We start from the raw sequence: 12,033 nt of genomic DNA on the forward strand, positions 1-12,033 counted from the left end.
GACAACTCAGAGGAAACACTACGTGCTTTGCTAACAATAGTTGTCCATAATTCTTCAGCTTCATCCATTGATGCTTGATAAAATTTAATGATTTCACTCATAGCCACTTTCAATACATCTGAAGCCGTTACCACGATAGCCCTTGCTACAGAAGCATCTAAGAAAAGTTCTTCAGTACCTGATAAACCGCCACCACTTGCCATTAACTTTGCTTCTAAGCTCTTAATCATATACATACTAGATACAAATTTACTCATTAAATTTTGTTGCAATTCTTTTTCGCTCATTTGACTATATGTAGTAGAAGGAATGAGTAATCGCCCGTTTTCGTCAAAGCTCCAAAGAGTTAATGCATGTGCTTTTAAGGGATTAGGAGAGTTCCCTTCAAAATAACCTATTCTGATCTCTGCACCTGTGCCATTTCCCATTAGATTTCCAATTAAATCAGCAAAATTACGATAATTAGTCAACATACCAGGATTATTTTTCACCCAATCTCTTGCCTCTGGTGAAAGAATACCGTAAGGATCAGGCCCATTAAACCCAACATTTCGCCATTGATTCTCTGCAGCAATCATCATAGCTAAATACTGCCCTAACGAATGACCCGTTGTTGTCACAACAGCATGTGGATATGTTTTTTTGATCCAGTCTGCAAATTCTTGCGCTGATACTGCTTGTCCATCGTTCCAGCCAAGTTGCTTCATGCTTAGTCCAACTGTTTGAATATCTGTTACAACATCTCGCCAGTCGCCACCAAAGTTAGTGCCTGCATAAGCGACAGTTAGTTGAGTTGTATCTGGATACCCATTCGAATTTACTGGAGCAACCGCCATTGCTTGCATCCCATTACTAGGCTCAGTTTTTATCTTTAAAACTTGGTATTTTTGTCCACCTATATTTTGAATACTCCCTTCAGTTATGAAGGGATCATAATTTTCATGCTTAGGATCTAACCAATATACCATGTCACTTGCTTCATTGTATTCTTTATCCGTAGCCATTAAACTTCACCTTCAGTTCCATCAGAAAAGATAACTTTTACTTTAGAATTAGTTACACCTTCTTTTTGAATACTATCATTCATAACTCCATAACTTCCTATCTCATTTCTTTCTTTCCAAAAGCTGTATGAGAAAGATACCTCATTATTACTAGTATTCACAATTTTCACAAACATTCTATATGAGCCAGTCGCTTGATTATGGCCAGTTTTATCTATAATAACTTCTTTTAGATCGCTTAAAGTATTTTTTAAAGCTACAACTGATTGACGTTCTACTTCAATCAATTCTTTTTCCTTTTCTTTACTTCTCTCATCCATAAAGTGTTTCCCTCCAATTCCAACTACTGCTACTAGTGATAATGCTATGACTAAAATAATCCACTTGTTTTTCATCCTATTCGCTCCTAATACGTCTACTTTTTAGAGCTTACTCACTTTATAAGGGAGAAAAACAGAAACCAATAAATTAGTTCCTGCTCTTTTTCTTATAGTCCGCGACCAATTGCTGAAGAAATGTTTTGATCTGTTTCTTCCATAATTTGGGCCACTTCGTTTAATTGCTTGTTGATTTGATCCAACAATTCCGCAAACTCTGAAACTTTCGGCTTCAGTGCAGAGAATTGATCGTTGAAGCTATCAAAGCCTGAACCTTCCCAATTTCCTTGAATGGTGTCTTGTTCTGTTTGAAGCTTTTGTAAAATGTCTTGAACTTGTTGTGATCCATCCGTATATTTTGTTGCAGACGTGCGTAGTTCTTGTGGTGATAATTTAATGCGATCCCCAGCCATGCAAAATCTCTCCTTGTATCATTATTTTCATTTCATTATCATTTTAACACAAAAAGCGATTTATTTTAATCTATTTATGTACATTTATTATTAAATTTTTTGAGTCATGTTACTGTTGCATTTCTGGTCTCATGTAGATTTTTCCTTTCTCTAAAAAAGTACAATGCTAAAGAGTGTAACTGTTCCAACGAAGTGAACCGTTGCGCTCTTTAGCATTGCCAAATCGGCACGAATCTAGCCGATTACTACTATAGTAGCCAAAACAATTGGAATACTGCACTAGTTACAGCATCTACTAAAATTATAGTGAGAAGAACGTCTAGAAATGTTTTTTCCTTTGATCTATAGACGTTCCTTAAATAGTTCAGACAGGAAATATACAATGCCACAAACAATAGTATTTTTATACCTTGAAGCATGCCCATTGTCATTTTTTTGTTGCTCGTCCAGTGCTGTAGTCGATCGTGTAACCGTCTTGAACATTGTAGATATAAACGTTATAGGCAAACTGTTGATCTTCTACCCCTTGCGCTTCCATCTGAACACCTCTAGCAACTAATTCATCACCAATGAAATGAGGTGTCACACGGTACCGTACATGATTACCAGTTAACCGTATATAATCCATCAGTTGATTTTCATAGTTCAACATGTGAGGCGTATTGAAACTATTTGTGCCAGTCATTAAATTTTTCGGATTGTTATTTTCTCCAGTCATTTGAAAACCCACAAGATGCGAGCGATGATAAAGCCATTGCCCATCATCTATTTTTTTTTGATTCCAACCCGTCGGCTTGATCGTTAGTGGTTCTCTTGGTTCTGTTGGGAATGATCCTTCACCAATCAATGCATTGGCAACACCTACACGGTTCAAATGATCCAAATCAGAAAACGTCTGCCACACGCCATTTGTGAGGTCTAAGTCCGCTTCTGTAAACGTTGGCTTGTTGTCGTTTAGAACAATTTCAGTATATCCACCATCATATTCCGTCGGTAACTCATTGTTGCTGGTGCTAATTTGGGCGGTCGTATCTGTTTTTGGTAACCATTCGTCCACGATTGATTGAAAATCTATCGTATTCGCATCACATCCGCTAATAATGAATATTGTGGCTACTACTAGTAGTAGCCACGTTTTCCTAAGTTTCCGTTTCATTCTATTCGCTCCCTCGCATATTGTAGTATTTTCGTTCCTTCCAAAGTTGTTCAATGGCTTCCGCTTCAGATAAAACGATCGTTACATTACATAATGGGTTCATCGAGTGCAGTAGCGTATATTCAAAAGAATGTATCCGATCTTTGTTAGTGGAAGATTCTATTTTTACTGTGCTTCCATTCGCAAAATAGCGAATAGAAGCATCTTGTTTTTTGAGTAATGCTAAAATCTCGGAAACATCACACTTTTTTTTGATCCTTGTTAACCTTACATCACAAACAAAAACGTTCATTTTTTATCCCCCTAAGCAATTTTTATTGTTGATTGTTGTTTCCGTACGTATTACCGCCATTACTATAGTTTTGTGACTGTTGTTGATTATTCATGTTATTGTCGGGTTGATTGTTCATATTTTGCTGATTATTTTGTGTTCCTTGCTGTTGACTATTGGCGATATTTTGCGCTCCTTCTGCATAATTCTGTTGGTTTTGATTGGTTTGTGTTCCGTTGTTTTGTTGCTGTTTTCTTTTTTGTTCCCGATGTTCCAATTGATCTTTACTTTCTAAAAAGTCAAAATGTTCTACGACTACTTCTGTGACAAAAACCTTTTGTCCTTGTTGATTTTCATAGTTTCGGCTCTGTAATCGTCCCGCCACACTAACTAACGACCCTTTTCTTGTGTAATTGGCAAATGTTTCTGCAGGTTTTCCCCATACAACACAATTGATAAAATCAGCTTCCCGATCTCCTTGTTGGTTCGTAAAATCTCGATTAACGGCTATCGTGAAATTTCCTACTGCTTTCCCGCTTGGTGTATAGCGCAAATCGCAATCCTCAGTTAATCGTCCATTTAATATTACATTGTTAATCATAATCATTTCCTCTTTTCTAATTTTTTAGTTTTATTTTATAAATGAATATTTTTGTTCATACTTTTCTATGGTTGGTTGGAAATATGCTTTTTGTGCATCGCTGTCGCATTTAGTCACCAACGTTTTACACTCTTTGTAGCGCTTGATTTCTTGTGTTGTGGGTACATGGTGACTTAACACACAATCTAGCAATTCTTTGACAGCTACTGTTTCTGCTTTGTTTAGTGGGTTACAGTCCGCAAGTGTTTTACTTGCAGACCATAAGCCTAAAATAGTCGTTTCGTTCATTAGGCAACGTTCTCCTTATCTTTCAATTGGCATTCATACATTACGAGAAACTCGGCTAAGTCGTAGGCGTTGAAACAAGAAATACCTCGTCTTTCGTTATAACTACCGTCATGATTTTCAAAATGAATCGATGCTAGTGAACGATCATAGCTAGCTGATTTTATGAGATAGATATTCAACTCAGCTGTCATAAATAGAATTTCGCCGACATTTTCTTGTTGAATTTCTAGGCTTTCAATAATTCGTTCAGCTTCTGCTAACTTTAACTCGGTTGCTTCTCGCAAAACTTCTCGGTCATATTCAACCCTTACGAACGTGTTAGCGCCTTGTAGTACTTCTTGTGTCACTTCGCAGTAACGAATGCTTGAATAGGTGCTTGCTATGTCTTGAATATCCTTAATTGAAATAGTTAAATCCTTGATTGTGACATCGATACTTGCCGAATACCCACAATAACTGTGCTTAACACTTACTTTTCGATTACTAAACCCACAATTTTTTAGTTCTTCTCTTAATTTTTTCGCTTCTTCAACACTACTCATTTCAATTTCCTACTTTCTAAAAATTATTTTTTTGATCTTCCAACCTATTTCGGCAGGCGTTTTGTGGTGGAGCTGGAATCTTTTGATTTTTTATTTTTGTCATTGAATGAGGGACTACTCCTTTCCTGTTTTTTGTGTTAGTTCCTCTTTCGTTTAGGCTGTTAGGGCGTTTGCTGTGGTTATGCCTTAGCCTGTTTTAGCCCAGTTGAAAAGGGCGAACGCAGTGAGTTCATATACCCTTTTCAACTGGGCTAAAATGGGCTATAACCGCCCTTCAGCAGACGAACTTTACAGACTAACGAAAGGGGGACGGAAAAAGCGCTAAGAGAGGAACGAATGATTGATTTTGACAAAAATAGACACTAGATTTATCTAGTGTCTGCTTTTGATCTTGATCTTAATTATTTTGTTCTGTGGGTTTAATCACTGATTGTAAATGAATTTTTATCTTCTTCAGGAATAGGATATTCCGTTTCCTTCATTAAAAATTCATTTGCTTCCTTTTCCGTTGAAAATTGTTTGATCTCCTTTCCGTTGCAATATACAACAAATGTTCCTTGTTCTTCTTTGATTTGATACATGTTTGACCGCTTCCTTTCTGAATTGGGGGTTACTATTGATTACAATTTGAAGTTACGTTATAATCAATAGTACAGAGTAATTCCAATTCAGTTGCTTATCTTAATTTGCCGTTAAGATAAGTATTTTTTTGTGTCAAACTGCTGTCTACGCAACGTTTTGCTCCTTTCTTGATAATTTGGAAATGGTTGTTAGCCACTCATGGGTTGCGTTCCGTATGTCGTCGCTTGGACGGCTATTTTTTTTGCCATAAAGCTGAACAATCTCGTTATTTCGTATTTCCAATGTATAATACGGTACATTAGGCTCGTTTTCTTGCCGAACAAACACAATCGTTGATTTTCCTTCTGCGTGACGTTCAATGTAGCGTGAACCACCAACACAATGGTCTAAAGCTCGTCCTTCTTGAATTAACTCATTGGCTTTTCTAGGGACGATAAAAATATAACCTTGAATGGTACATTCCAATGTTTGTAAGGTTTTGTATCGTTTTTCAAATGCTTTACTTTCAATCTCTAATTTGATTTCATTTAAGGTGTCAACGGCTTTGTCATGGGCAATCGTTATATCTTTTGGAAACAGATTATTTTTATTTAATGGAATATCTAGTTCGTGCAACGTTTCAATGTAATCGTCATAATAACGGAAAAACTGTTGCTGTTTGAGTAAATAGTTCTGTAGTTTTGTCACTGGTATTAATGGGTCTAGCGTTTCGACATCCCTTAAACTTAAGTAGCGTTCACTGCCTTTGATATAAGTGGCTCCACGACTTTCTATAGCACATTTGAATAGTAAATCTTCTGTTGTTCGGTTGGAATCTTTGAAAAAAGATTTCCATTTGCGTAACCAATTCATATTAAAGCGTCTAAAATCGAGTGTTTAATTATGAAACTCTCGTTCCAATCCTCTTGCTTTAATTTTTTGAACAAATTCTAATCGCTCTCTGTACTTGTAATAGAGCGCCAACCGGTCAGCGGTTAAATGTTCAAGGTTAAGGTATTTTAATTCCGAAATCTTCTCTAAACGTTCAGTATAATTGTTAGAGAAAAGATTCGGTTCGTAGGCATACCACATGCCAGTCAAAATAGGTTGTTTTCCGAAAGAATATTCTCCCTCTCTTATTCGACAAACGTTGATATACTCGTTATTTGTATAACAATGTAGATTGATTAAACGACAGCTAAACTGTTGTATACCATTCTCAAAGCACGACAACACCTTGTACGTCTGTCTCTCTATCCGCTTTTTAGTTGATAGTATGATTTCAAAATAGGTAGAATCATCGAAAAAGGTTAACCTAGAATTTTTCCCTAGCCGTTTTTTTATCACCTCCCTATGATTTAGCGTTGAAGCCACAATTTTTTGTTTCTTATTTTCCCACACATACGTCCTCATATTGCTGTAACACCAGTCGTAAAAGGCTTTTGGTGGTTTAAGTCTGTTTTTGTAGTAATCATTCCCAGTTATTGTTTTCATAAGAAATCTAGCAAATCTAATTGCTCTCCTTTCATCATATTGTCAGTTGTTGTTTTTGGTTGAAAATCTACCACATTTTTAACGGTATTTTCGCACTTTTGAGGTGCTTTTTTCGGTTTTTCTGCTTTTTTCTCTTTTGTTAGCTCGCCTTTTGTCGCAACGATAATCGGTGTTTTGTAATATTCTGCTGTCCATACATACACGTCTTCATCTTTTACCATTGCACAACCGCCGACTTGATTTTTAAACGCTTGACTGTAGGCGTATTTTCTGGCGTTCGCAAGGCTTTTTTGTTCTTCTAAAATTCCGTTGAATAATGCCTCATCCTCTTGTTGAACCAACCAATCAAATAGCGCTTGTTCAATTTCTGCATGTTCCTCGAGTAGTTCTGTTTCCATTTTTTTTATGGCATATTCTTTGACTGTTTTCATGTGATCGCTTCCTTTCATTTGGTTTCAAGTGCTCTCAAGTCCTTTGAAAGCACTCGAACCATTTTTTGCTATAGATAGCTTTGTTCTTTAAATGAAAAATACCTATCTGTCCCAACAATGATATGGTCTGTCAAAGGAATAGATAACAGCTCCCCTACATCCTTGATTACTTGTGTCAATGCGGTGTCACTTGGACTAGGTTTTGGATTATTTGATGGGTGATTATGAGCGATAATAATGTGGTACGCATTGGATAGAATCGCTCGTTGGAAAATATCTCTAGGGTGTACGGTCGCTGTATTTACCGTCCCCTTATGAACAATAGAGAAGCATGTGAGATTACTTTTAGCATCAAGACACAAGACAACAAAATTTTCTTGTGAATCGTAACCAATTTCTTCTTGTAACCATGTAGCTAGGCTGTAACAAGAACGCGCATTCATGGGCGCTAAGTCCTCATGTAACCGCAATTCCTGTTTCAATTTAACAATTTCATAAATAACACTTTCCATTGTGATTCCTCATTTCTTTTCTTGTTTTTTTCAAAAATTCATTTTTGCCAACGTGTGTCAGGAGGCGGATAAGGTTTTAAAAATTTCAATTTTTTATTTATTAGATTTCAGCCCTTTCTTTGATTGAATGTAGATCCATTTCTACCTAACTGCTTACTATCGGCGTGCTTATGCCAAACACTTGAAACGGGCAGAAAAAAAGGGAATGCTGTAGGGAAAAAATTGATTGCGTGAGCGGTCTTTCAATTATTTTCCGCCCCTTTTTTTCTTCCTGTGAAAAGTGTATAAGCGCCTGCGCCGATAGTTGGCCATGTTGTTAGGTACGAATGGATTGGATCAAAGAAAGTCTGAATAAATAGAAAATCGCTTTGAAATTTTCGCTTTTTTGATCTATGTGTTTGCTTTCCTGAAGAAAATAGCCTTGCTATTTTATCCTGGTCTTTTGCTTCTAAAAATCCCTTCAGTAATGAAAGACTGAAGAGATTTTATGTAATTAAAATAAAACGAGTTGTTCGATTTCTCCGGGTGCTTCTTGCTTCTCAATCACTGATTCAACAAGGGTTTCAATGGTTTGTTCTTTCTCCGGCATTGGTGGTGGGAAATAAATATAAAACGGCGTGTACCATGTAGAAAATTCTTCTTGGGATAGCACGTTCTTCACTTTACAGATTGCCTTAATACCGAGTAATGATAGTTGAACATAGGTCATTAATAGGCAATTTTCGTCTAGATCCTCGCACCAGACAACGAGCTGCGTTTGAAGATTGTATTTTTTCTTTTGCATGGCTTCCGCAAACGCAATCGTTAAGCCACCAGCTCCGCAACAAGGTTCATAGTACCCAATCCACTTTTTTTCTTTTAATTGTTCCTTATTACTTACGAACGACAGTTCAGCCATCAATTTAGATATATGGTAAGGTGTAAAAAATTGATCCATGCTTTTATTATTGATTCCTAATTCCATGTAAATCTCCCCGAGCCAATCATTCATTTTATATTCCATGGCATTTATCAATGCACCAAAGCATTTGGCGAACCGTTCTAATTCTTCTCGGTTGTAATGTTTCACGAGTTCTAGGTACGCTTCTTCTCGTTTTTGATATTGTCGCATGTCTGCACTATTTGATAATGTGTACGCCATAATATGAAGCCAATCCGAATAAATTTTTGCTAAACTCTTTCTTCCTGATAAGCGTTTCAATTCTGTTATGATCTCTTTTTTGTAATCTGTTTTCATGTTCACCATTCCTTTTTTGTTTTGGAAACCTATTTCGACAGGAGTGAGCGGCGGCTCTTTTTATTTTTTATTTTTGTGTTTAAATGAGCGACTGCAGCTCTCCTGTTTTTCAATAGGTTTCTATTTCGCATAGTCTGTTCGGGCGTTTGCTTAGGTTGTGGTCTAGCTTGTTTTTAGGCACTTGAAAAGGGCGAACAACGTGAGTTCATATACCCTTTTCTAGCGACAAAAAATGAGCTATAACCTATAAAAGCAATGGCTCGTTACAGACAATCGAAAAGATTGGAAAAAAGATCAGGATCGAATGAATGACTTTAACAAAAATGATCCCAGAATTTTCTAGGGATCGCTCTTGACTTTGATCTATTCTTTTTGATCTGTGGCTATTTTTTGTGTTTCTAAATAGTTTTCTAAATCGTTATGCATTAAAAATACATCATGCCTTTTTTCTTTATCTTCAAAAGATAATTTACTTAAATTTTTAGGCAATTTGACGAGAATAGTTTCTTCTTCTATTTCAGGATCGAGTAAATTGAACATCGTTTTAAAATTTTCTAAGTTTTTTTCAGCTGTTTTCACACGTTCCTTAGCTGTTTCGTATTTTTCTTCAAAGAAAAGCAGCTGCTCATTTAGTTTTAGCTCTGCTTTCTTGTCTCCTTTCTGCATATCTAGCTTTAACTTCCACATTTCTTTTTCCTTTCGCTTTGTTTTTCTTGTGGTGATTAAATAACCAGTCATTAAAAATGCAACGAACACTGCTGTACCAATTACTATGAGTGCAGCAATCAAAATAATATTTTCTTTCATTGGCTGTTTTCTTCCCTCTCCATTTCATTTATCATCAAATCGCACAACGCCTTATTGATCTTTTCTTCTCCATTGTTAAGTTCATCTGATTCTCCATAATAATAGGACGACATTTTATAATGAGTAATTGCCTGTGATATCTCTGCAAGCTCATTATTTTCAAAATGAACTGCGATTGTTTCCTCTTCCATAACATTTCCCTCCTTTGATTAATCCTTCAAACTGAATTTCTCTTACCAATTAATAAAGGTATCTTCTGCTTCTATATTATTTAATTCCGTTTTAAACTTACTTGAAGGAATTATATGAAATCGCTCAAAAACAGATTCAACATTTTTAATTGGCACTCGATTATTTTTAGTAGCATTTTTCAACGAGGGAACTTCTCTTTTCTTTGTGTAGTAATGTTTAAATCGTTGTAATTCTTCAAAAATATATGGACTAGGTGTCACATAAAATAACTGAGCATCTAAGTTGTTATCCAGAGCTTGAATATATTTCGGGAAAATTCCTTCCATATATCGACGCTTCGTTTTAGAATGTAATTCAATTTCAAAGTACCAATTTATATCTCTACCATTTTCTGCTTTGAAACGAAATAAAAAATCAGATACACTAAAGACGCGTCCTTTTCTTTCCTTGTTAAAATCTTTAATTTCATAAGCTTGCCTCCGCTCTGACTGTATGACATGCAAGTGTGGATTTTTTTTCATAATAGACAATGTATCGATTAATGCATTGGTTACCATTAAGTGATGGTTTAAATTATATTCGGGAACTTTTGGAAAAGAATACATACCACCGATAGTATTGTGACCATTCTTCGTCAGGTAATAACAAAATGTTTTTTTATCTACATCAGATCGTATTCTACCAATCAATTCATTTCTTGCTAGCGTAACTAAGTTGTATTGAACATTTTGCATAGATATATTATATTCACTATTTAATAAATCAAAAATTTGTTTCGCTGTCACAATCCTAAGTTCATGAAGCAAACATAGAATAATCAAGTCAGTATTTCTTTTCGAAAATGATTTTATATAATAATGTGCGAGCAATGCTTTCATCTTTTAAACCCTTCCCTTCAGTTAGCACGCTTTATGCTAACTCTTAATGTTTTAGAATTAGAAAATTTTTTCTAATTCTTCCTTGATAATCATTTTCTTTGGCGAAGTCAGAGGAAATGATTATCCTTTCTTTTAAGACAGCCCCAAGAACATTGGGGCGTTGGCGCTAGGGGTTGATTCTTCCCCAGTGAATAAGTGGGGATTAGAGGGGACAGAAGTTTCCTTCAAGATTGAAGGACGGAAGGTTGTTGATCTTGGTTTGTTTTGTGTGGGTGGTTATCACGTTTTTCGATAACCACCCACACAAAACAAATGCCCTTGACCTTCTCTCCTATCCCCTATTATCTATCCTCTACACTTCCTTTTTGCCTACCCCCCTAGCCCTTGATTTCAGTTTAGTAGTTGATTGGATTTTGACCATTTTCTCTCATAAGTATGCTTTAGCCTACGTTGAGAGAAAATGGTCAAAATCCAATCAGGCGTATAAACGCTTTGATATCAAGGGCTAGGGGGGTGGCCGCACTTTTTCTCGATCTCAAGTCAATCTTAACTGGATCTTAAGTCAATCTTAACTCAATCTCAAAAAAACGATTTTTTCTGTATCTTCTTTTAACTTCAATTTGATTAACTCTTGTCCTTCTCTTTGAACAAAAGTTGGTACTTTTGTGATGTTCTGTTCATCCAGTAGTTGTTTTAAAAGATGCTGATTTGGTTCTTTCCTTGTTTCAATTCGATAAACTGTTTGGGCCAATTTCACTCGATTGGAATGTAAGTAGGAATCCATTTCTTGACAATCTGGACAATCATCTCGTGCAAAATAAATGATGACTGGTGAATCCTCTTTTTGCATGACTTGATCCAATGTAACATCTCTAACGGTATATCTTTTGGTCTCTTTGTTATAAGAAAAGACACTAACTAAACAAACAAAAAGAAGGAAAATGAGGTTCACTTTCCTTCTCTTCACAAATTCTTTTATTCTATTTAGGTATTCTTTTTTCATCGTCGGATTATCCTCCGTACGTTATTATTGTCATCACTTAGAAACAACCAGTTGATAAAAATAAGACTGTTCCTTGCAACATTTCAAGGTGTAATAGTGTGTCGCCTTTATTCCCTGCGCGACAGGGAGGTGGTGAAAACATGCTACTCTCTTTCTTCATTTCTTTCATGGTTACAGTTGCTTCAGGTATACTTGTTGCACTATTTGATTTTTGGCTTAATAACCGTAAAAAATAAGGCGACTGCCAAAAATAAAACCACAAGACT

The 12,033-nt window shown here is 36.0% G+C and carries 18 protein-coding genes; all 18 read right to left on the reverse strand.

Annotated features, from left to right (window positions below; genetic code table 11):
• On the reverse strand, positions 1 to 1,004 hold a 1,004-nt coding region (locus tag C240_RS00005), incomplete at its 3' end, for a lipase (protein WP_271488952.1).
• The gene (locus C240_RS00010; RefSeq protein ID WP_271488954.1) at positions 1,004 to 1,399 is read right to left on the reverse strand and encodes a hypothetical protein; all 396 of its coding nucleotides are present in this window, start codon (positions 1,397 to 1,399) and stop codon (positions 1,004 to 1,006) included. The genes C240_RS00010 and C240_RS00005, both read right to left, overlap by 1 nt.
• A gap of 92 nt (positions 1,400 to 1,491) precedes the next feature.
• Positions 1,492 to 1,794, reverse strand: coding sequence for a WXG100 family type VII secretion target (locus tag C240_RS00015; RefSeq protein ID WP_271488957.1), 303 nt, complete (start codon positions 1,792 to 1,794; stop codon positions 1,492 to 1,494).
• Positions 1,795 to 2,221: 427 nt separating this feature from the next.
• Positions 2,222 to 2,950 (reverse strand): DNA/RNA non-specific endonuclease, encoded by a 729-nt coding sequence (locus tag C240_RS00020; RefSeq protein WP_271488960.1) that lies wholly within the window; start codon positions 2,948 to 2,950, stop codon positions 2,222 to 2,224.
• 1 nt (position 2,951) lies between these two features.
• Positions 2,952 to 3,242 (reverse strand): hypothetical protein, encoded by a 291-nt coding sequence (locus C240_RS00025; RefSeq protein WP_271488963.1) that lies wholly within the window; start codon positions 3,240 to 3,242, stop codon positions 2,952 to 2,954.
• A gap of 22 nt (positions 3,243 to 3,264) precedes the next feature.
• On the reverse strand, positions 3,265 to 3,822 hold the full coding sequence (ssb, locus tag C240_RS00030) for a single-stranded DNA-binding protein (RefSeq protein ID WP_271488965.1): 558 nt from the start codon (positions 3,820 to 3,822) through the stop codon (positions 3,265 to 3,267).
• 30 nt (positions 3,823 to 3,852) lie between these two features.
• Positions 3,853 to 4,110: a hypothetical protein gene (locus C240_RS00035; RefSeq protein WP_271488968.1), complete on the reverse strand. Its 258-nt coding sequence runs from the start codon at positions 4,108 to 4,110 to the stop codon at positions 3,853 to 3,855.
• A complete protein-coding gene (locus C240_RS00040) occupies positions 4,110 to 4,652 on the reverse strand; it encodes a hypothetical protein (RefSeq protein WP_271488970.1) in 543 nt (180 codons plus the stop codon). Before C240_RS00040 ends, C240_RS00035 begins: the two co-directional genes overlap by 1 nt.
• Before the next feature lie 419 nt (positions 4,653 to 5,071).
• Positions 5,072 to 5,233 (reverse strand): hypothetical protein, encoded by a 162-nt coding sequence (locus C240_RS00045; protein WP_271488972.1) that lies wholly within the window; start codon positions 5,231 to 5,233, stop codon positions 5,072 to 5,074.
• 145 nt (positions 5,234 to 5,378) lie between these two features.
• Positions 5,379 to 6,086, reverse strand: a complete 708-nt coding sequence (locus C240_RS00050; protein WP_271488975.1) for a PcfJ domain-containing protein — start codon at positions 6,084 to 6,086, stop codon at positions 5,379 to 5,381.
• A gap of 617 nt (positions 6,087 to 6,703) precedes the next feature.
• Positions 6,704 to 7,138 carry a Cas9 inhibitor AcrIIA9 family protein gene (locus C240_RS00055; RefSeq protein ID WP_271488976.1) on the reverse strand — a complete coding sequence of 145 codons (435 nt, stop codon included), beginning with the start codon at positions 7,136 to 7,138 and terminating at the stop codon, positions 6,704 to 6,706.
• Positions 7,139 to 7,206: 68 nt separating this feature from the next.
• Positions 7,207 to 7,650: a JAB domain-containing protein gene (locus C240_RS00060; protein WP_271488979.1), complete on the reverse strand. Its 444-nt coding sequence runs from the start codon at positions 7,648 to 7,650 to the stop codon at positions 7,207 to 7,209.
• Between the two features lie 493 nt (positions 7,651 to 8,143).
• Positions 8,144 to 8,887, reverse strand: a complete 744-nt coding sequence (locus C240_RS00065; RefSeq protein WP_271488982.1) for an N-6 DNA methylase — start codon at positions 8,885 to 8,887, stop codon at positions 8,144 to 8,146.
• 363 nt (positions 8,888 to 9,250) lie between these two features.
• Entirely contained in the window at positions 9,251 to 9,694 is a 444-nt protein-coding gene (locus C240_RS00070) for a hypothetical protein (protein WP_271488985.1), read from the reverse strand.
• Positions 9,691 to 9,885: a hypothetical protein gene (locus C240_RS00075; RefSeq protein WP_271488988.1), complete on the reverse strand. Its 195-nt coding sequence runs from the start codon at positions 9,883 to 9,885 to the stop codon at positions 9,691 to 9,693. Before C240_RS00075 ends, C240_RS00070 begins: the two co-directional genes overlap by 4 nt.
• Positions 9,886 to 9,927: 42 nt before the next feature.
• Complete coding sequence (locus C240_RS00080) at positions 9,928 to 10,764, reverse strand: winged helix DNA-binding protein (protein WP_271488991.1); 837 nt, start codon at positions 10,762 to 10,764, stop codon at positions 9,928 to 9,930.
• 568 nt (positions 10,765 to 11,332) lie between these two features.
• Positions 11,333 to 11,767 carry a thioredoxin family protein gene (locus C240_RS00085; RefSeq protein WP_271488993.1) on the reverse strand — a complete coding sequence of 145 codons (435 nt, stop codon included), beginning with the start codon at positions 11,765 to 11,767 and terminating at the stop codon, positions 11,333 to 11,335.
• A 37-nt stretch (positions 11,768 to 11,804) separates the two neighbouring features.
• Complete coding sequence (locus C240_RS00090) at positions 11,805 to 12,029, reverse strand: hypothetical protein (protein ID WP_271488994.1); 225 nt, start codon at positions 12,027 to 12,029, stop codon at positions 11,805 to 11,807.
• Positions 12,030 to 12,033 lie beyond the last annotated feature (4 nt).

Source organism: Enterococcus sp. 5H (assembly GCF_028128615.1).
Classification (GTDB): domain Bacteria; phylum Bacillota; class Bacilli; order Lactobacillales; family Enterococcaceae; genus Enterococcus_L.